The organism is Cnuella takakiae, assembly GCF_001953305.1.
Classification (GTDB): domain Bacteria; phylum Bacteroidota; class Bacteroidia; order Chitinophagales; family Chitinophagaceae; genus Flavisolibacter; species Flavisolibacter takakiae.
This window is the reverse complement of sequence record NZ_MTFE01000010.1, coordinates 2980772-3001168: the sequence shown is the minus strand read 5'-3', so window position 1 is coordinate 3001168 and position 20397 is coordinate 2980772. Positions and strand designations below refer to the sequence as shown.

The 20397-nt window shown below is 50.2% G+C and carries 18 protein-coding genes; 6 read left to right on the top strand and 12 right to left on the bottom strand.

Going from position 1 to position 20397, the window contains the following annotated elements:
• Nucleotides 1–16 precede the first annotated feature (16 nt).
• The gene (locus BUE76_RS13105) at nt 17–1522 is read left to right on the top strand and encodes a bifunctional ADP-dependent NAD(P)H-hydrate dehydratase/NAD(P)H-hydrate epimerase (RefSeq protein ID WP_073039724.1); all 1506 of its coding nucleotides are present in this window, start codon (nt 17–19) and stop codon (nt 1520–1522) included.
• Here the strand turns inward: BUE76_RS13105 and BUE76_RS13100 are convergent.
• Both BUE76_RS13100 and BUE76_RS13095 read right to left on the bottom strand, forming a co-directional pair.
• Nucleotides 1497–2150, bottom strand: a complete 654-nt coding sequence (locus tag BUE76_RS13100; RefSeq protein WP_073039726.1) for a metallophosphatase domain-containing protein — start codon at nt 2148–2150, stop codon at nt 1497–1499. The genes BUE76_RS13105 and BUE76_RS13100 overlap by 26 nt on opposite strands.
• 143 nt (nt 2151–2293) lie before the next feature.
• Nucleotides 2294–2491 carry a hypothetical protein gene (locus BUE76_RS13095; RefSeq protein WP_073039729.1) on the bottom strand — a complete coding sequence of 66 codons (198 nt, stop codon included), beginning with the start codon at nt 2489–2491 and terminating at the stop codon, nt 2294–2296.
• A gap of 120 nt (nt 2492–2611) precedes the next feature.
• On the opposite strand from BUE76_RS13095, the gene BUE76_RS13090 reads away from it, so the two are divergent.
• Both BUE76_RS13090 and BUE76_RS13085 read left to right on the top strand, forming a co-directional pair.
• Nucleotides 2612–4645: a TonB-dependent receptor family protein gene (locus BUE76_RS13090; RefSeq protein WP_073039731.1), complete on the top strand. Its 2034-nt coding sequence runs from the start codon at nt 2612–2614 to the stop codon at nt 4643–4645.
• Between the two features lie 213 nt (nt 4646–4858).
• Nucleotides 4859–5140 carry a DUF721 domain-containing protein gene (locus tag BUE76_RS13085; RefSeq protein ID WP_073039734.1) on the top strand — a complete coding sequence of 94 codons (282 nt, stop codon included), beginning with the start codon at nt 4859–4861 and terminating at the stop codon, nt 5138–5140.
• On the opposite strand, the gene BUE76_RS13080 is transcribed toward BUE76_RS13085, so the two are convergent.
• The 4 genes from BUE76_RS13080 to BUE76_RS13065 form a co-directional block, all read right to left on the bottom strand.
• Nucleotides 5134–5574, bottom strand: a complete 441-nt coding sequence (locus BUE76_RS13080; protein ID WP_073039736.1) for a CBS domain-containing protein — start codon at nt 5572–5574, stop codon at nt 5134–5136. The genes BUE76_RS13085 and BUE76_RS13080 overlap by 7 nt on opposite strands.
• A 124-nt stretch (nt 5575–5698) precedes the next feature.
• Entirely contained in the window at nt 5699–6748 is a 1050-nt protein-coding gene (locus BUE76_RS13075) for an ABC transporter permease (protein ID WP_073039738.1), read from the bottom strand.
• A 9-nt stretch (nt 6749–6757) separates the two neighbouring features.
• The gene (locus tag BUE76_RS13070) at nt 6758–7915 is read right to left on the bottom strand and encodes a BT_3928 family protein (protein WP_073039740.1); all 1158 of its coding nucleotides are present in this window, start codon (nt 7913–7915) and stop codon (nt 6758–6760) included.
• A gap of 6 nt (nt 7916–7921) precedes the next feature.
• The gene (locus BUE76_RS13065) at nt 7922–8479 is read right to left on the bottom strand and encodes a DUF1599 domain-containing protein (protein ID WP_073039742.1); all 558 of its coding nucleotides are present in this window, start codon (nt 8477–8479) and stop codon (nt 7922–7924) included.
• A gap of 52 nt (nt 8480–8531) precedes the next feature.
• Between BUE76_RS13065 and folP the strand changes: the two genes are divergently transcribed.
• Nucleotides 8532–9359 carry a dihydropteroate synthase gene (gene folP, locus BUE76_RS13060; RefSeq protein ID WP_073039744.1) on the top strand — a complete coding sequence of 276 codons (828 nt, stop codon included), beginning with the start codon at nt 8532–8534 and terminating at the stop codon, nt 9357–9359.
• A 439-nt stretch (nt 9360–9798) separates the two neighbouring features.
• Here folP and BUE76_RS13055 read toward each other — a convergent pair whose 3' ends face one another.
• Together BUE76_RS13055 and BUE76_RS13050 are read right to left on the bottom strand one after the other, a co-directional pair.
• Entirely contained in the window at nt 9799–10770 is a 972-nt protein-coding gene (locus BUE76_RS13055) for an FKBP-type peptidyl-prolyl cis-trans isomerase (RefSeq protein ID WP_073039746.1), read from the bottom strand.
• A gap of 12 nt (nt 10771–10782) precedes the next feature.
• Nucleotides 10783–11793 carry a DHH family phosphoesterase gene (locus BUE76_RS13050; RefSeq protein ID WP_073039748.1) on the bottom strand — a complete coding sequence of 337 codons (1011 nt, stop codon included), beginning with the start codon at nt 11791–11793 and terminating at the stop codon, nt 10783–10785.
• 274 nt (nt 11794–12067) lie between these two features.
• On the opposite strand from BUE76_RS13050, the gene BUE76_RS13045 reads away from it, so the two are divergent.
• Complete coding sequence (locus tag BUE76_RS13045) at nt 12068–12484, top strand: nucleoside-diphosphate kinase (RefSeq protein ID WP_073039751.1); 417 nt, start codon at nt 12068–12070, stop codon at nt 12482–12484.
• 244 nt (nt 12485–12728) lie between these two features.
• Here BUE76_RS13045 and BUE76_RS13040 read toward each other — a convergent pair whose 3' ends face one another.
• The 4 genes from BUE76_RS13040 to BUE76_RS13025 all read right to left on the bottom strand — a co-directional run bounded on the left by BUE76_RS13040 (nt 12729) and on the right by BUE76_RS13025 (nt 19744).
• Nucleotides 12729–13634 (bottom strand): TraB/GumN family protein, encoded by a 906-nt coding sequence (locus BUE76_RS13040; RefSeq protein WP_073039753.1) that lies wholly within the window; start codon nt 13632–13634, stop codon nt 12729–12731.
• A 100-nt stretch (nt 13635–13734) separates the two neighbouring features.
• Nucleotides 13735–15657 (bottom strand): menaquinone biosynthesis decarboxylase, encoded by a 1923-nt coding sequence (locus tag BUE76_RS13035; protein ID WP_073039755.1) that lies wholly within the window; start codon nt 15655–15657, stop codon nt 13735–13737.
• Nucleotides 15658–15828: 171 nt separating this feature from the next.
• A complete protein-coding gene (locus tag BUE76_RS13030) occupies nt 15829–16848 on the bottom strand; it encodes a dipeptide epimerase (RefSeq protein WP_073040299.1) in 1020 nt (339 codons plus the stop codon).
• Between the two features lie 205 nt (nt 16849–17053).
• A complete protein-coding gene (locus tag BUE76_RS13025) occupies nt 17054–19744 on the bottom strand; it encodes a 4-alpha-glucanotransferase (RefSeq protein ID WP_073039756.1) in 2691 nt (896 codons plus the stop codon).
• A 277-nt stretch (nt 19745–20021) separates the two neighbouring features.
• Between BUE76_RS13025 and BUE76_RS24655 the strand changes: the two genes are divergently transcribed.
• Nucleotides 20022–20177 carry a hypothetical protein gene (locus tag BUE76_RS24655; RefSeq protein ID WP_173702661.1) on the top strand — a complete coding sequence of 52 codons (156 nt, stop codon included), beginning with the start codon at nt 20022–20024 and terminating at the stop codon, nt 20175–20177.
• The last annotated feature ends 220 nt before the right edge of the window (nt 20178–20397 follow it).

Below are 20397 nucleotides of genomic sequence, written 5' to 3'. Positions count from 1 at the left end.
ACCCAGCAGAAACCAGGTGAAACTTTTTACAGCCCTTCAAACCAGGCAATGGGATGCATTTACCATTGCCAACGAACCTATTGCCTCGATCGATCTTATGGAACGTGCTGCCGCACAATGTGTACAGTGGCTGCTACAGCACAAAGGTGGCTTTAACCGGTATACGATTATTTGCGGCAAAGGCAATAATGGCGGCGACGGCCTGGCCATCGGCCGCCTGCTCCAGGAAAGAGGAATTGAGGTTGTTATATACATCCTGGAGTTTGGACACCTGGGTAGTACGGATTTCCAGGTCAATCTGCAACGACTGCACGACCGGCACATACAGCCGCATTTTATACAAACCGAAAGCGGTTTTCCGCAGCTGGCACCTACCGACCTGGTGATTGACGCATTATTTGGTTCAGGACTCAACCGCCCATTGGATGGTTTGGCTGCTGCCCTGGTCAACCACCTGAATGCCCAGGGAGTGCCCATCATCTCCATTGATGTTCCCAGCGGCATGCTGTTGGAGGAAAGCAGTGCACAAGGTCCGGTAATCAGGGCTGGCCACACGTTGAGTTTCCAAAATACCAAGATGGCTTTCCTGTTGCCGGAGAACGGCGCCTTTACAGGACAGGTGCATGTGCTGGATATCGGATTACACAAAGGGTTTTCCGAAAACGCGCCTTACACCCTGATCGACCAAAAGTTGGTTGGTACTATTTACAAGTCCCGGTCTCCTTTTGGGCATAAAGGCAATTTTGGACATGTGCTGATGGTAGGTGGCGCTACCGGTAAAATGGGTGCCATGGTACTCAGTGCCAAAGCCGCTTTGCGGGCAGGTGCCGGACTGGTAAGCGTGCTGGTACCAAGGATAGGGTATTTCGTTGTACAAACTGCGGTACCCGAAGCCATGTGTATGACCGAAGCGGGAGAAGAAAAACTTACCGAATTCAATATCGAGAGCTTCCGCTACGAGGCTATTGGTATTGGCCCGGGAATGGGAACGGCCGCAGAAACCCAGAAAGGCTTTTCTACCCTGCTGAGCAACCTGGAATATCCCGTGGTGCTGGATGCCGATGCCCTCAACTGCCTGGCGCAACAGCCTACCCTGCTATCTACCCTGCCCAAAGGTTCGATACTTACGCCCCACCAAAAGGAATTTGAAAGGCTTTTTGGAATCTGTGAAAATGATTTCGCACGCATCCAGCTAGCGCAGGAAATGGCCCGACAGTATGGATTGTACATTATCTTAAAAGGACACCACAGTTTGGTAGCAGCTCCTGATGGACAGGCCTTTTTCAACAGCACCGGTAATGCCGGTATGGCCACCGGGGGCTCAGGAGATGTACTCACCGGAATACTCACCTCCTTACTGGGACAGGGTTATACTTCCCTGCATGCCTGTATACTGGGTGTGTACCTGCATGGCCTGGCGGGGGACATTGGTGTTCAGCAATTGTCGGAAGAAGCCCTGGTGGCTGGCGATATTGTTGCGCACCTGGGTGCCGCATTCAGGCAGATCCGGTCACAGGCTTAGGGTTTAACTGGAAAGAAAAGGGCTGGTTTACCAATTGGTAATGTTCATTCATCAGGCTGGCATTATAAAAGCGGGTAGCGCCTTTGCGTTGCTGGCCATAAGCTTCGTGTATATGCCCAAATACATGAATGGACGGCTGTATGGAAAGCACACGTTTCAGCAGGTCCTTGTCTCCATTATTTTTTTCGGTAACAATCTGGTCGAGTATGCCAAATGGCGGCGTATGGGTAAGCAGGATATCGGTATCGTCAGGAATTTTCTGCCAGTGCCTGCGTATATGTGCTCCGCGGTGCCGGTTGAAGGCCCAACCATGGTGAAAAGGCGAAACCGGTGAGCCCCAGATTTGAAGGCCCTCAATAGAAACACCAGCATCATTCAAATAGGTAACCCCTTCAGGTATCAGGCAGGCGAGTTGAGGGGCAGGAATTTGCTCCAGGCAAAAGTCGTGGTTTCCGCCAATAAATATTTTATGCTTGTACGGTTGTAAACGAAACCAAAGCAGGAAATCGAGCAACTCGGAGCGCAAGCCCCGCATGGTAATATCCCCTGTATGGAGCAACACATCGCCAGGAGGCAAACGCAGGTTGTGGTGCCGGCAGTGGGTGTCGGAGATGGCTACAAATTGCATGGTTGTGGCGTAAAATAAGGTGCCTATGTGTGGAAACTTCCTGTAAAGTGCGGTTTAAAAAAAATAGAATTTCAGCTAAACCCTTTACTTTATTTCACAGCACATAGGCACATCTGCAGGCAGCAAACGCTGTTGTACAATGCTTATTCTTCGGTACTGGTATTCCGGTTCGCACTTTGGTCCTGCTTCTTGGGTTGCGGCTGCGAAGGTTTACTGCCGGTTTGCTGGCGGTTGTGATTCGACTTGGCGTTGTTTCCGGTACCTTCCATGGGTTGGTTGCTTTGATTGCTCCCACCGCGGCCCGCACTGCCGTGTTTGTTGTTATCGCCTCTTCCTGACATAGTAAATAGTTTTTGGGTGAATGAATTTTGTCCGATACTTTGCCTGCCAGTATTGTGCCAGTGATGGGTAAGCACATTGTCTTTCAATACCATCAGGCTCTTTCGCACGGAAATTTTACCATGAAGTATTTTGTTTGCAGCACCGCCCTCCTATTAGCACTTAGCCCCTGTTTTGCGCAGCAGCCCGACAGCAGTTTAACCCAGTCGCTACCCGAAGTGGTGGTACGTTCCTTTGAACAAAACAGGCGCCTGCGCGATGTGCCTGCGGCTATCAATGTAGTGGGCAGCCAGGCACTCAACCGCTTTGGACCGGCATCGCTGGTACCGGCTGTCAACAGCACACCGGGTGTAAGACTGGAAGAGCGTTCGCCGGGTTCGTACCGGTTTAATATCAGGGGCAGTTCCTTGCGGTCGCCATTTGGGGTGCGGAATGTAAAAGTGTATTTCAACGATATACCCTATACACTGCCAGGGGGTACTACCTATCTCAACCAGCTGGGTTTTTACAATATCCAGTCCCTTGAAATCATCAAAGGACCGGGAAGCAGTTTATACGGCCCGGGTACCGGTGGTGTAGTGCTGATTGAAAGCCTGCCTGGTCAATTGCAAACCGGTGTTCAGGCCGATTATACCTTAGGGTCATACAACAGCCACAATGCACATGCGGCAGTTAACCTGGCCGGCGAAGGCAGCCAAAACAGGATTAGTTACCAGCACCAGCAAAGCGATGGTTACCGGCAGCAAAGTGCCTTAAAAAGGGATGTAGCCAGCTGGGCAGGCCGCTACCAGCTGGGCAGCGGAACAGTGTTGCGTACCAGTTTCCTGTATGGCAATTTGTTTTACGAAACACCCGGTGCCCTCACTGCAGCCGAATTCAAAACAAATCCAAGAGCCGCCCGGCCCGGAACGCCTACACAGCCTTCTGCCATTATTGCGAGGGCATCCATCAGGCAGGAAAGCTTCCTGGCAGGTGCATCGCTGGAGCATAAATTAAGCGATGTGCTTACCCATAAAACGGTATTGTATGGCGCTTCCACCAGCCTGCGCAATCCCAACCTCAGGGGCTATGATCAAAGCACCGAGCCGCATTTTGGGGGCCGTACCCAGCTAAGCTGGAGCCCGCAGGTAGGCACCGGCACTTTACAGGTACAAGGTGGTGCCGAAGGGCAGTGGGGCAGTTCGGATATCGTAAACTTTAAAAACCTGAACGGCAAACCCGACAGCCTTCGGTACCGCGACGATGTGCGCAACCGGCAGGCACTGGTTTTTGCGCAGGCTATTTACGCCCTGGATCAGTGGCAGTTTACAGCAGGCGCTTCCATCAATAGCTACAAACTAGCTTACCAACGTTTTGCGCCCCAAACCTCAGGGCAGCAAAACCGCAGCTTCAACAATGAATTTGCCGGCAGGCTGGCGCTTTTGCGGAAGCTGGGCAACAGTTCCGTTTATGCCAGCGTTGCCAGGGGCTTCTCCCCTCCTTCCATCAGCGAGCTGCTGCCTACCGGTGGGGCCATCAACAACAGCCTGTCGCCGGAAACGGGCATCAACTACGACCTGGGCACAAGGGGCAATTTTGGCAAATTGCAATATGACCTCAACTTGTTTTATTTCGCATTGCAAAATACCATTGTGCAAAGGCGCGATGCTGCGGGTGGCGACTTTTACCTAAACAGCGGCAAAACCTCCCAAAAAGGTTTGGAGCTTGCGCTGCAGTACCCCTTTTTCCATAAAGGAAATACCAGGGCCAATGCCTGGGCGTCGTTTACGCACCATGCATTTAAGTACCGCAACTTCAAGCAACTGGCCAATGATTTCTCCGGCAACCGCATTCCGGGGGTAGCACCCAATAGCCTGGCAGCGGGTACCGATGTCCAAATCAATAGGTTTTCCGTGCAGCTATCCTATCAATACATCGACGCACTTCCCCTCAATGATGCCAACACTGAGCGCTCCGGCATCAATCATTTGATGAATGCACAGGTACAGTACCGGTTGCCTTTCCTGAAGGAAAAAGAATCGCGGCTTTATGCTGGTGCCGACAACTTATTCAACCAGCGTTATGCCCTGGGATACGACATCAATGCATTTGGCGGAAGGTATTATAATGCCGCACCCAAACGGAATTATTTTGTGGGCTTGAGTTTTAGTTTATAAGCCATAAAACGGGCCACCCAAACATTCCTAGCTAGTCTTTCATAAAAAACCCACGACAAAAATCGTGGGTTTTTTATTTAAAATTAAGATGGTGCCAGGTAGCGCATTATACTCAAGCCATTGCGGAATATTGCTCAATTACCAGCTCTGTTTTTCATGATCAACGGGTTGGAAACTTCCCAACTCCTAGTCCTTTATTCCTACTTTTGTTGCATGGGTCAGTATTCAATGGGCGATGCCCTGCATAAGTTTTTACAGGCCAGCCGGCTCAAAGGTGATATGCAGGCTTTTCAAATTGAAGCCATTTGGGAGCAGTTGATGGGTAAGACCATTTCGAAGTACACCAAGAGCATCAAGATCGTACACCGCACGCTCTACATCACCACCGATGTGGCCCCTCTCAAACAGGAATTGAAGTACCAGAAAGAAACAATAAAGCTCCGTGTAAACGAAGCTTTGAAATCAAACGAGATCCAGGAAGTAGTTATTCAATAGGACTTATTAAAACTTTCTTCTGCCAACGACTCCATGGCAAGCCTGTTGCGGTTGTTCAGGGTTTGCTTCATCAGGTCCTTCTCCGACACGATTCCTTTAAATTCAAACTGGTCGAAAATTGCCAGGTAGCGGCTATTGTATTGGCTCAACACCTGCATGGCCCACTCTATCGTGTCTTTTGATTCTGCCACCGGAAGCGAACAGTTCATGATATCACTTACGGCGAGCTCGTCGATGGGCTTGTTGCCCGCAAACAGTTTATGGGTTACATCCTGTTCGGATAAAAGGCCGATAAAATCATTTCCCTCCAGCACAACCAGGTATTCCAGGTTTTCGCAACACATCTGATAAAGCGCATCGCGTAAAGAATGCTGGGGTGTTACTGTGTTGAACTGCGGGTATTTGCGGTCCAAGATGTTGGAGAGGCTTTCCATAAAAATGTTTTTAGTGAGCAAGCGTATAGTGGGTGCCTTATAAAGTTAGGGCATTTCCTAAAACGCATAAACACATTTTTATATACCAGAAACAGGGTCTGCCCTTACAAACCTCGAATGTCCTTTAGTGCACCTGCACCCTCGGATCGAGCCAGGCATACAGCAGGTCGGCAAGGATGCTGATGGCAACAAAAAAAGCTGCGGTAAATAAAACAGAGCCCATCACAACCGGGAAATCCAGTTGCTCCAAAGCATCTACGGTCACTTTTCCAATGCCCTGCCAACCGAAAATGTATTCGATAAAAAAAGCGCCGGAAAGAAGTTCGGCAAACCAGCCGGTAACAGCGGTAAGTACGGGGTTGAGTGCATTACGTACGCCATGCCGCCACACAACCTGCTGGCGGCTTAGTCCTTTGGCGTATGCGGTTCGGATAAAATCCTGTTGCAGCACATCCAGCAGGGCACTACGGGTGAGTTGGGTAATGATGGAAAGTGGCCTGATGCCCAGTGTAAAAGCGGGTAAAACCAGGTTTTGCAGGGTAAGTCGCTTCTCGCCGGATTGCAGGTCAATGTCGTACCAGCTGCCGGTAAGGTGCAGCCCCGTATACTGGCTCCATACAAAGCCAAATAGGTAGGCTACAACAATCCCCATAAAAAAGGAAGGCGCCGAAATACCAACGATGGAGGTGGTAAGTGCCGTAGTATCGAGCCAGCTTCCTTTTTTCAAGGCGGCAAGCACACCCAGTGGTATGCCTAGGGCAACGGCCAGTAGCATGGCTGCAACAGCCAGCATCAGCGTACCGGGAAAAGCTTCCAGTAAAATAGTGGTGACTGGTTTCCTGGATTGGTACGAGGTACGCAGGTATGGGAGCTTTATGCCAACCTTGTAGCTGCCGCCGATAAAAATGCCCTGGTAGTTGTTTTGATCGATTGCAGCCGCTTGGTGCACACTGATGGGAGCAATATCATTGATGTAAAAAACCAATTGCTTCCATTTGGGCTGGTCGAGATTCAATTCTTTCCGGATGGCTGCCTGGGTGGCCGCATCACCGCCCTGTCCCATCACAAGCCTCGTGGGGTCGCCAAAGCCCTGAAACAGCACAAATACCAGTACCACCACACCGGCCATCACCAGCACTCCGTACAACAAGCGGCGCAACAAGTAGGCTAGCATGGTAAAAGCTTATTGTTTTAAGATGGCCTGTTCCATTTGACGATAGCTGTATTTGCCTTTGATAGTGCCTTGCTCCAGGTACAAAACCGTGGGCATGGTGCGTGCCGCAGTGCGGATGGCCGTAAAATCCAAAGAGAACAGTGGGATATTGGCAAAACCCTGGCTATCCAATAAGCTGCGGGTATTGGTGAGCGAGGCTGCCGTAATCACCATCAGGGGAATTTTTTGCTGGGATGCCTGGTGGTGTAAAGCTTTCAATTCCTCAAACCAGCCATTATTGGCCTTATTCAGGTTTTCGGATAAGACCAGCAATACCTTTGGCAATTGCAGGATGGCCTGGGTGCTATCGGCACCCGAAATGCCTGTGAGTGCAAAACCCTTTATGGGCGGCTCTGCATTGCCCTTGCGCACCAGCTTATCTACACGGTCCACATAGGTATAGGTTTCCAGGTCAGCGGGCAGGGCTTCCACAGGGAACTCATATTTTTTGCCGCCCTTTTCATATACAAACTGGATGGCAAAAGAATCCGGACGGGCACCGGCAGGCAATTGCATTTGCTGGTTGATGTTATTGCCTACTTTATAGGGCAGGCAATCGGCAAATGGCAGGTAGTTGAGTACATACCACTGCATACCCAAAGTAAATACAAGGGCACCGGCAAGCACGGCCTTCCTGGCTGTAGCACTCGCTACAGGGTTGATGTATTTACGTCCCCACCAAAGTGCGAGGATGAGCACCAGCAGTACGATGTCTTTACCAAAAGAGGTACCCGGTGTTATGGGCAGGCAGTCGCCAAAACAGCCGCAGTTCTTAAACTTACCCGACCAAAGCGCATAGCCAGTCAGGAAAGTAAAAAAGATGATCAGTACCAACAGCAGGCGCAATACCGCGTTGCGTGCCCAGCCCATCAGCAGGGCAACGCCGGCAAGTATTTCCAGGGTGATCACCAGGATGGAGAGCGCAAGCGAATACCCATGCAACCAGTTGAACAGGGAGATCAGCAGGCCTTTGGCAAAAAATCCGGAGGCTGCCAGGTCGCTGTTCCATACCTCGAAAAACTCCTGCATTTTGTAGCTGAGCCCCAGCGGATCGTTGGCTTTTACCAATCCGGAGATGATGAAAAGGACACCGACAAAGATCCTGGCTGCTGTAATGATGGGGCGCATGGGTGCTTATTGTTTTTGCTCGTGCCTCAATATAGTTGCAAAAACAGCATAGTTGATGATGTCGTAATAATTTGCATCCAGTCCTTCCGAGATCAGGGTCTGCCCGCCATTGGCAATGATCTGCCGCATGCGGTGCAGCTTCATCAGGATCAGGTCCACGAAGCTTTCCTGCGACATGCTGCGCCAGGCTTCACCATAGTCGTGGTTTTTGTCGTGCATCAGCTTTTTGGCTTGTGCCACCTGCTGGCTGTACAACTGTATGGTGTAATCCGCTTCCAGGTCTTCGGGTGCATCGGCAGGCAATAGCAACTGGATCAAACCGATCACTGCATAGTTGATGATGCCAATAAATTCGCCTTCCAGGTCGTCCAGTACCCGCTGGGTGCCTTTCTCCTGAATTGTACGGATGCGCTGTGCCTTGATGTAGATCTGGTCGGTTATCGAAATTGGGCGCAGTACCCGCCAGGCAGTACCATAATCAATGGTCTTCTTCGAAAAAATATCCACGCAACCGCGGATCACGGCATCATATTGTACATCGGTACGCTGCTGGTCTGTTTGCATCCGCTAAAATTAAGTAGTGTAATTTGGCCGCCAAAAGTAGCAAATCCACCCCATGCATAGCATCAACTGCAAAGGCCGGCTCCTCTCCTTCCACCAGCCCCTGATCATGGGCATCCTTAATACCACGCCTGATTCCTTTTTCAGCGATTCAAGGGCCAGCACCATCGATGCGGTTTTACAACGTGCAGAAGCCATGTTGGAGCAGGGCGCAACCATTTTGGACATGGGCGGACAAAGCACCAGGCCTAAAGCGGAAAGGGTGTCGCCGGATGTGGAAGCTTCCAGGGTTTTGCCCGCCATTGATGCCGTACACCGCCGTTTTCCGGACGCTGTTATTTCGGCAGATACTTTTTACGCTTCCGTGGCCCGCGAAGCTGTGGCAGCAGGCGCTTCCATCATCAATGATGTGAGCGCTGGCAACATCGACCCGGAAATGTTTGCCACGGTCGCCTCTTTAGACGTGCCCTATGTGTTGATGCACATGCAGGGCGATCCGCAAACGATGCAGCAAAATCCGCAGTACAACGATGTGGTGCTGGATGTTTTTGATTTCCTCAATTTTAAGCTCAAGGCATTACAAGACCTGGGCATTAAAGACATCATCGTAGACCCGGGCTTTGGTTTTGGCAAAACACAGCGCCATAATTTCGACCTGCTGAATGGCATCGAATATTTCCAGCACCTGGACAAACCGCTGCTGATTGGCATTTCCCGGAAAGGCATGGTACACCGCACCCTCGGCATCACTGCCGATGCGGCATTGAATGGCAGCACCGTACTGCATACCATTAGCCTGATGAAAGGTGCTCATATGCTCCGGGTGCATGACGTAAAGGAAGCCATGGAGGCGATCAGACTGATGGCTTGTTTAAAGGGATAGAGAGACGAAGGGCAGGCCATGGTTTATGGACGAGGGAAGTGGGTCGATGGACATCAGACCACGGTGGACGGACCACGGATTCCAATAAAGCATTTATACTTAGCTTTTGTGTTATTGTAAAAAATCTATAGCGTTCTGTTGTTGTCTGTCGTCCGTAGTCCGTGGTCTTTCCTTCGCTATCTGTACAAACATCATCGATCTAACTATTAAAACGAAACGCACCTGGTGGGGTGCGTTTTTGTTTTCATTCGACTGAAACCTATAATGGATGGTTGCGGTCTTTCATAGGGTTGGATAGGTAGTGGTGGTGCCCTCGTGGGCAATGGTTGTAAAAGGGAACAGGAATCACATAGATTATTGGATAAAAACGGGCTAAAAGAAACGGCTCATCGTAGGATGAGCCGTAAAAGTGAAAAATTATCCAATATGTACTGAAGTCTTATCGACCAGCACCGCCATTATTCGGTGAGGGCTGCATATTAGCCGTTGGTGCCTGGTTGGTTACGTCCAGCACTTCGATATCGAAGATCAGGTTTTCGTTGGCCTTGATATCGGGTGAAGGGCTTTGGGCACCATAAGCCAGGGGCGAAGGAATGTACAGGCGTGCTTTGGCGCCTTTACCCAAACCCTTGATGCCTTCTTCAAAACCTTTGATCATGGGGCTGCCGCCAACCACAAAACCAAGGGGATCGGTGTGGTTGAAGCTATTGTCCATATTGGTATCGAAAACGGTACCGGCAAAGGTCTGCCCTTTGTACTTCAGGCTTACATATTTGCCATCGGTAACTTTTGGCTCAGCACCGGGCGTCAGCACCTGTACAAAAGTACCCAGGCCAACTTTCTGGGCCTGGATGCCGTTCTGTGTCAGGTAGTCCTGGATCTTCTTCTGGTCGGCAGTCAGCTGCTGCTGTATTTTGTTATCGTTTTTAAATGCATTCATGCGCTCCTGGGCTTCATCGGCCTGGGCTTCCTGGGGCGACTGGAATACTTTCATCACCTTCAGGGTAGTAACGATTTTGTCGCCTTTTTTAAACTGCGGAGGCAGGGGCTGCGACTGGGGATTTTTGGCAATACGGGCCATAAAGGTGTCGATCAATTGAACGGCATAAACGCTATCGCCTTCCTTCAAATGGGTGAGCACTTCCGAAATATCATACGGTTGACTATCGGGAGTTACCTGGAAATATACCGGTGTGGCAGGCTGGCCTGCCGGAGGATACATGGTGCTGTCTTTAATCTTCTGATTAAAAGCAATTTTGATGATGCTGCCGGGCTTCACGCTATCGCCTTTTTCGGAAGAAAAAAGCTGGTAGGGCATACCGCCTTTGGTTTTTTTGTAGTCTACGCTGTTACAGGCCGATACGGCAAGCCCAATTGCTACAACGCTGAATAGCTGGCTGGAAAATCGCATTTGTGTGTTTGTTTATTGTAAAAGGTCTTTGTTTTCAAGTAAGGCTTTTTTGAACGCCTGCACCGAGCGCTCCAGGCTATCATGGTCGCTGCCGCCGGCCGCGTTGAAGTGGCCGCCACCATTAAAGTATTTACGGGCAAAACTGTTACAATCGAAATTGCCCTTGCTCCGGAAGCTCCATTTGCGCACCTCGTCACGGTCAACAATAAAACCCACCAGTTTGATGCCCTGAATGGATAACGGGTAGTTAACAATACCCTCTGTGTCGCCGGTCTTGATGTCGTACTTGTACAGGTCGTTGCGGGTAATATACACCAGGGCGGTATTCAGCTCGTACAGCACTTCCATACGGTTGGTGAGCACATGCCCCAGGAAGCGGAGGCGGTTTTCCAGGTAGTTGTCAAACAACTGCTCGTGTACCCGGGCATGCTCCAGACCCTGCTCCTTGAGGTAGCCCACCATGTGGTGCACACTGGCGCCGGTGGAGGAAAAACGGAAGGAACCGGTATCGGCCACAACCCCTGCGTACAGGCATTCAGCCACCGATTTGTTGATCTTATCCCGGAACCCAGCATTAACAATCAGGTCGTAAACCATTTCGCAGGTAGAGCTTTTACCCGGCGTGGAAATACCATAATTGAAAGAGGCTTCATCTGGCTGCTCGTGGTGATCAATCAGCACTTTAACGGCTTTTGCTTCTTTCAGGGCACCGGCCATAGCCTTGGTACGGCCGAAATGGTTGAAGTCGAGACAGAAGATCCATTCGGCTGCGGCAATCAGTTCGTCCGCTTGCGAGCGGTGGAGTTCGTAGTCCAATACGTTTGCAACTCCTGGCATCCAGTCCACCCAACGAGCCCAGTTGGTAGGCGAAATTACCTGCACATCATGTCCCAATTGAATCAGGAAGTGGTACAAACCCAAGGTAGACCCCATGGCATCGGCATCGGGTTTCTGATGCATGGTTACCACCACCTTTTTGGGTGCAGTGGTCAAAAGCGGATATAATTCGTGGATCGGCTGCATAAAGAGTTGGCAAACCTAAGGAAAAGACCGGAAAGACCGGAGAGACGGGAAAGAGGGGAGCGAAAGTGGGAAGTCAGGGAAGTCGGACAAGTAAGGAAAGAATTTACCTGTTTGGACTATATTTAAACCTAGAGGCAACAGGATATGTTGGCTTTAAAAGGGGCTCCCTGTTCTACTGCTTTTACCGTCTTTCCGGACTTTGCCGACTTCCGTCTTTACTGTCTTTTCCGTCTTTCCTGTCTTCCCGCTATCTTTGCGCCCCAACAACACAGTTATGAGCAACAGAACATTCACCATGATCAAGCCCGATGCAATGCGTAATGGCCATGCCGGTGCTATTTTGGATAAAATCATCAAGGCCGGCTTCCGCGTGGTAGCCCTGAAGCAAACCAAGCTGAGCGAAGAGAAAGCCGGTGCTTTCTACGAAGTACACAAAGAGCGTCCCTTCTACGGTGAGCTGGTTTCCTTTATGAGCAGCGGCGTAATCATCGCAGCCATTTTGGAAAAAGAAAATGCAGTTGCAGACTTCCGCACCCTTATTGGCGCTACCAACCCCGCCCAGGCTGAAGAAGGTACCATCCGCAAGATGTTTGCAACCTCTGTAGGTGAGAATGCCGTACATGGTTCCGACAGCGACGAGAACGCCCAGATTGAAGGTTCTTTCTTCTTCTCTGGCCTCGAGCAGTTCTAATTCACAAACCTGATTATAAAGAGCCGGAAAATTGGCGCCATTGCTGGCAACAATTTTCCGGCTCTTCTATTATAAAATAAAAAGGATTTGAAGAATTTCCTGTGCTGGCTTTTTGTAAAACCGTTGAAACGGTTTTAAGGAAATGCTTGTTCTTTCAAATCCCACGGTTTAAACAGTGGGCTTATAATATGCAATAAAATTTCAAAGGAAACTACCGAAATCAAAAATCGTACATCCAAAATCCCTACAGTTCTGCTGTCTTTCTTTTATCCATTTTATTGGCCACCGGTTCTACCTTATAACCCAGCTTGCGCAGCAGGTTCAATACTCCTTTATCCCCGGGCAGGTGGCCGGCGCCCACTGCAAACACCAGTGATTTCCCGGGCATAATCTCTTTCATCTTTACCGCCCAGTTTTGGTTGCGGTTGTACAACAGCAGGTCGGTAAACCTGGCAATGCCCATGTCTTCCTCCAGGGTGAGTTGCTCCATTTTTGCCAGGTCCTGGCTGCGGTAAGCCTGCTCCAGTTCGGCCATTTCCTTCTTGCTGTCTTCTGCGCTTCCATGCGTTTTTATGAAAGCAGCCAGTTGCTCGGCCTGCAGCTTATATGGAATGGAGTCGAATATGCTCAACTGGTACCCCATCGTTTCCAGGCCCTTAATACCTTTGCCATTGCGTTTGGCTTCCTTCATCACCAGTTGCTCCATGGCCTGCGCATTGTCGCAATCGGCAGACGCTTCCATCAGGGTAGAAGCAGCCAGCATGGGCTTCATGGTTTCCAGCATGCTGAAAGGCAACATGCCGCCTTTGTTTTTAAAAAAGGTTTTCACCAGTTCGTAGTCAGCCGGAGCCAACAGGTCGGATAAGGTGGTATCACCCCGCATTTTCATTTTGCGCACCGCACCCATCATCTCAAACATATTGTCCATATCCAGTTCCAGGTACACACCATCAGCGTTCCCGATAGCACGGGTGAGGCTATCGCTAAGCTGGATATCGTCTGCACAGATCATGTGGATGGTGCCAAAAATATAGGAAGGCGCCTGCAGGCCATTGCCGGAAATGCGCCACAGCAGGGTTTTATCATTTTTATTTTGGGCAAAGCCCGAAAAACAAAGCAGGAGGGTCAGTGCCGCAAGGATCTTTTTCATAGATGAAGTTTGTAAAAAAAAGAAAGCCAAAAATCAACAGGTGCTGCATGGGAAACTACCGATTGAATTTTGACTTTCTGCATAAGAGGTGAAACTTTATTTATCCTACCACCGCTTCTTCACCATACATCTGGTGTTTGAACTTAAGTGAAGGCGATGGCTGGAAAGCACCCAATTCCAACTTATCCCATTTAGCATCAACCGATGCAATGGTAGCCTCATCGGCTACGATGATATTGGGCCAGTCGCGTTGGAAATTGTCGAACTCTTTTGTTTTACGGGTGCCGTCCAGTCCCATACAAGCAAAGGTCTTGCCCGCCTGTGTATGCGATGGGCGCTGCACCAGGTGGTAGTCGCGGCGCGGGTCGTTGTTGTTGCAAAAACGCCAGAGCGCCACACCCAGGTCCTGCGGATCAACGGTGTGCTCCACGTACAGGATCAACTTGATGCCTTCGGCTTCTGAATGGCTACAGATCTGGTCGTGCAACTGGCGGAAATGCCCTACCCTGTTTTTCTCCATGGCCACAATCAGCACCGGGATTTCGTTGGGTAAAAGCGATGCGTTGTAACTGTGTATTTCGGGGTATTGCGACAGGAAGTCCATGGAGGCAGGACTGCCGCTTGTCACCATCTGGTCGTCGCTGGACTCTTCTTCAAATTTGCGGGTGCCATCCAAACACATTTTGCCGCCAAAGCCCAGTTTGCTGCAGCTGTGGTCCAGCACGTCCATCGGGCCCTGTGCAAATGCGATATCGGTGGCAGGATTCAGGTTGCGAAACACATATTTAGCCAGCCCCTCGTAGTCCTGTATCTTAACACCCTTGTCGGCAATCACCAGCATCTTGTTGAACATCATCTGGCCGGCCCCCCACATGGCGTTCATCACTTTTTGCCCCTGTCCGGCATAGCTCTTGTCAATTTGCGCAATCACCAGGTTGTGGGCCACGCCTTCTACCGGCATGTCCATGTCTACTATTTCGGGCACCATGGTCATTTTCATGGGTGCCAGGAAGATGCGCTCGGAGGCCTTGATCAGCCAGGCGTCCTCTTGTGGCGGAATGCCCACGATAGTAGCCGGGTAAACGGCATCTTTACGGTGCGTGATGGCGGTAATGTGAAAACGGGGGTACCAGTCGGGCAGGGAATAATAACCTGTATGGTCGCCAAAAGGACCTTCCCAGATCAGTTCTTCTTCTGGATCAACATAGCCTTCAATGATGAAGTCGGCATCGGCAGGCACTTCAATATCGGGCTGGGTAATGCATTTTACCAGTTCCACCTTTTTCTTGCGCAGAAAACCGGCGAGCATGTATTCATCCACGTTTTCGGGCAGGGGCGCCGTTGCGGAATATGCATAGGCGGGGTCGCCACCAAGGGCTACCGCCACCGGCATTTTCTTGCCCAACTTTTTATATTCGGAAAAATGCTTTGCCGACACTTTGTGTTTGTGCCAGTGCATACCGGTAAGATGGGGGCCAAACACCTGCATGCGGTACATACCCACGTTTCGGGCGCCGTTGTTGGGATCCTTGGTATGAATTACGGGCAGGGTAACAAAGGGACCGCCGTCCTTAGGCCAGCAGGTGATAACCGGCAGCTTGGTGATATTGGCAGCTTCGCCTTGTAACACCACCTGCTGGCAGTCGCCGCGGCCACTGCGCACCTTGGGCATCCAGGAAGCGAACTTGCCCAACTCAGGCAGCACTTTCAATTTATCGAGGATGCTTTCCTTGGGTGCGGAAAGCATGTGGAACAAGCCTTCTATTTCGTGCGCCACGTCATCCAGGTGGTTTACGCCCAGCGCCATGCACACCCGCTTGTCCGAGCCATAAGCATTCATCAGCACGGGAAAGTTGTAGCCGGTATTTTCAAACAGCAGGGCCTTGCCACCGCCCGGCATTTTCGATACCCGGTCTGTAATTTCGGCGATCTCCAGTTTGGGGTCCACAAAGGATTTAATGCGTACCAACTCCCCTGCCCTTTCCAGGGCGTCGATGAATTCCTTTTGATTTTTGTATGCCATAATATTCAAGGGCAAAGGTAAAGACCTCCGTACTTCGTTCAGAAGTGCTGGAGGTTCTTAACCCTATTTTGTATCAATGATTTGTACTGAAGGATAAACAAATGAAGGTGTAAAAAGTTAGGGGCCTGTTCCTGTCAGGCAAAGGCATTCTGGAAAAGCAATAAATGTCTTTTATGCACCTACCCACTGAACTCCTAGGCCCGGTTCGGCAGCAGAAATAATTTTGCCAAAATCGTACTGCAGACCGCTGCCAACGTCCTGCTGCAGCAGCAAGGGTCCGTCGGCATCCAGCCAGTCGGCAAGGGGCGCCATATGCGCAAGGGCTGCAGAGCCAATAGAGCTTTCATTCATACAACCCAGCATTACTTTTAACCCAAGGCTTCGGGCTTCTCCCATCATACGGATTGCCGGCGTAATGCCGCTGCACTTGGTGAGCTTGATATTGATACCATGAAAAAAATCCTTGCACCGGGCTACATCTTTTTCGTCTACACAAGCTTCATCGGCAACCAGCGGAAGCGGCGAACGCCCGGCCAGCCATTCCATACCCTCCCAGTCGTCTTTAGCAAGGGGCTGTTCTACCAGTTCTACGCCCAGCTCTTTAAGGGCAGTTATTTTATCCAATGCTTCGTCCTTTTGCCAGGCGGCATTGGCATCAACCCTGATGATGGATTGGGTGTGTTTGCGTAAGGCTTCTATTATTTCAATATCCTGCGCTGTACCCAGTTTTACTTTGTACACGGGCCAGGGCAGCTCCTGCATTTTCGCCACCATTTGCTCAGGGGTATCCATACCAATAGTAAAAGAAGTAAGAGGCTGCGGGTTTACAACCGGCAACTGAAACAATGCGCCTAACGGTTTGCCTTTCATTTTGCCATACAGGTCCCAGCCGGCGATATCCAGTGCACACACCAGGAAAGGATTGGCAGGCATCAGGTGGTGCAGGTAGTGCCAGTAGCGCTCCGGCTCGGTAAACGCAAATTTTTCGACAAACTGTTTTTTGATGGTCAGCTCCTTCACCATCCTTTCGGTGGTGATGTTGTAATAGCTGATGGCAGGCGCTTCCCCCACACCGGTACGGCCCAAATGGCTGAGCGAAACAATAAGCGTAGGCTGGTGTGTTTTGGTGCCTTTGGATATAGTGAACGGATGCTTGAAGGGCAGATCGTAAGCTTTAAACTGGACTTGCATGCACAAAAAAGTTGCGGCAAAGGTAGGTGCAAAAAGAGCCAGGATTGGGATCCTGGCTCTTTGCATTGTTTATAGTAGCGTTCTTATTTTGAATTACTTCGAAATAAAACCAAGAGTAGCTAATTGCTTCTGGCGGCTTTCTCAATTCCATAATTCCAATCAAACCTAATCGCCTTAACTCCCAACTCCAAACTCCAAACTTCTCCTACCCTCTCCCGCTATTGTGCACGTATTCTTTAAGTTCACTGTTGAAAGCATCTTCCTGCAACAGGTCTTCCAGCGGAATATGCATGCGGTAGTTCCAGTAATGATCCGGGTCGGCGGGGTTGTTGATCCGCTCCGCATCGGGGTCTTCACGGCGCAGGTCCTCGCTCATAGCCAGCAGGTCCTGCAACTGGAAGATGCTCCACATGGCGGGTGCGTACAGGTGCTGCAATATGATGGCCCGGGCTACCCAGGGCTCGCAGTAAAAAGGTGCAGTGCCCCATGCTTCCAACACACCATTGTAAAAACGTTGGGTTTTTTCGCGGCTTTCCTGCCACCAGCCACGGATGGTGCTCATATCGTGGGTAGAAGGCGTAATCACGGACAGGTAAGGTGCGTCTTTAGGATGGAAAAATTCCGTTTTCGGATCTTTTGGCATCCGCTGGATTTCCAGGCTCAGCATACCCAGTTGCTGCATGATCTCCGGCACGCAATGCGGCACCATGCCCAGATCTTCGCCGCAGATCAGCATGTTTGTGGCAGCCTTCAATTCGGGCAGTTTTTGCAGGGCTTCCTGTTTCCAGATGCTTTCCTGACGGTGGTAGAAATAATGGAAATACAGTTCTTTCAGCTTCCACTTGCGCTGGTCGTCCAGGTGCTGGAATGATAAGGTTTGGTCCATGGCAATGCGGAAATGAAACTGCTGCTGGTTGCCTCCGGTGTGTTCTATCAGGAACACGTTGGCAATCAGGGTGTATAATCCTTGCCGTAAGGCTGCATTGTCATTGGTTTCGGGCAGGCGGGCAAAATGGGCTTCCACCTTGCGCTGCGTGTCGAAAGCTTCCTGCAGGTGGTACTGGCCTTTTTCATCCTGGTAAAGAAAATGCTGGCGCACATAGTCGGCGTGGTAACCAAAAAGTTCACCCAGCACCTCGTTGGAAATAAAGGGTTTGCAAAAGCGGTCGTAATCGAACCAAATCCCTTTTTCTCCAAACTCGTTTACATGTATGGGCAGGGCGGGAACAAACACCCCAAGGATGCCTTCTACCGCATGGGTAGGAATGCTCCAGATGCGGAAGAAACCGAGAATATGATCGATGCGGAAGGCGTCGAAATAATAGCTCATCTGGTGAAAGCGCTGGCGCCACCAAGCAAAGCCGTCTTCCTGCATCCGCTTCCAGTTATAGGTAGGGAAACCCCAGTTCTGTCCACTCACCGCGAAATCATCTGGTGGCGCACCGGCCTGCTGATCCATATTATACAACCCGGGAGCGGTCCACGCGTCGGCTCCGTAGCGGTAAATACCAATGGGAATATCACCTTTTACGGCGACACCTTTTTTATGCGTATACTGAACGGCCTCCAGCAACTGCAGGTGCAGGTGGTATTGTACAAAATACCAAAAGGCAACCTGCTTGTAGTTGCGGCTCTTGGGACTGGTTAGTTTTTCCACTTCTGCTTCAACAAATACCGCATGCGACTTCCACTTGCTGAAGTCGGCAGTCCCCCACTTATCACGCAGGTAGCAGAAAGCAGCGTAGGGCACCAGCCAATGCCGGTTGTTGTCGAAAAAAGCCTGGTACTCTTTATCCTCCTTAAAGGCGCCACCATCCAGATCGTATAGTTCGCGGAGGGCGTTCAGCTTGAACTGGATCACCGATTCATAATCCACTTCTTCCAGGCTGTTGAGCGCCCTTTGTTTTTTGGCGAGGGCTTTTACCACTGCACTGTTTTTCTTACCGGCCACTTTTGCCAGGTTAATATAAACGGGGTGGAGGGCAAATGCGGAGATAGCCGCGTAGGGGTATGAATCTTTCTTCGTAAACGTAGCATTGGTATCGTTGATGGGCAGCAGTTGCAGCACCTTCAACCCAACCTTGTGGGCCCAGTCGGCAAGGAGGCGTATATCGGTAAACTCACCGATGCCAAAACTGTTGTTGCTCCGCAGGCTGAATACAGGAATGGCAACACCCGCACCTTTCCAGGTGTTGGCAGGCATCCGGATAAATCCATCCTGCACCACTACCTGCCGGCCGGGCTGGTGGTCAACAAAGAAGAGTCGGTTGTCGCCTTCTTCAAAGCGTACAAACCTCGATTCTTTGTGGTTGTAGATGCCATACTTGTACGCGATGGGTGAGCCTTCTTCGGTCAGGTTGATTTTCGCTTCCCACCAGTCGCCACTGCGGGTCATTAACACGGGCGCTTCCTGGTTCCAGCTGGACAGGGCATCTACCGTTCCCAATAAGCAGGGCGCCTCGCCTGCTTTCAACAGGGGCACCTTAATGCGGAACAGGTGGGTAAAGGTTTTGGGTTCTTTTACCTTAGGACCTTTGTGCTGGGTTAAGAATATATTCTGGAATGGCGCAGTATAAAAGGCCAGTTCGGTGGAACCCGAAAAGCACCAGTAGTCGTAAACTGCAATGTTGCCCGAAAAGTTTTTTAAGGAAAGGATGCGTTCCCCTTCCCCATCGAATTGTTCTGCGTTTACCTCGTCGGCAAAAATATATTGGTAATGCACCGAACGGTATTCGGCTTCATCCACTTCCACCGTAGCATGCCACCACTCCTCATTTAAAAACTGCATGGGCATAGCCGTGGACTTGTTGCCGGCGCCCAGTTGAGGCAGGTTACCTACAATGGCCAGCTTTTGCCCATAACGGGTGCGGAAGCGGATGTAAAAATCAATCTTCATTCCTTCTTTCTTTTCTGTTGATTCCTGGTTTCGGCGGGTCTGCGGAGGCGGATTGCTAAAATATATTTATAAAAAACCTGCTCAAATCTATTTTGAGTGCCTATAAAGTACGATGAAATCCGACCATGGCAGCAACCGGGTTGTATGTGTCTTAACCACACATTTAGCGAAAATAAGGAACTTCAGAAAAGAAACTATGGTTTGTCACAGGATGGTTTATTTTTTGTGTGTAAGTATAAAATCAACCCCTATTTTTGCGCACAAATCAAACATCGCCATGGAAGTACAAAAGAAGTCGAGAGGAGCATACTGGATAGCCTTTTTCATTTCCACCGCCGCCCTGCTCATCGCCATCTTCGGTCATTGCCCTTACCTTACCCTGATTATTCCATTTGTGACCCTGTTCTTTGTAAAGGCAATGGATATCATCTAACCGGAACCGCAGATTTGTAAGATTTTAAAAGATTATAATCATTGGGTCACTTACAGAAGTAAGCACCTAAACAAAATATAACCCGCCTGATGGCGGGTTTTTGTTTTACCGGCCAATTGCAAGATGTGTAAATAATACAATTGTCAGCGAGATAGTTCAGAAATAGCAGAATTTGTCATGCCGAAACAAATTCGGCATGACAATCGCCTAGCATGCAAAC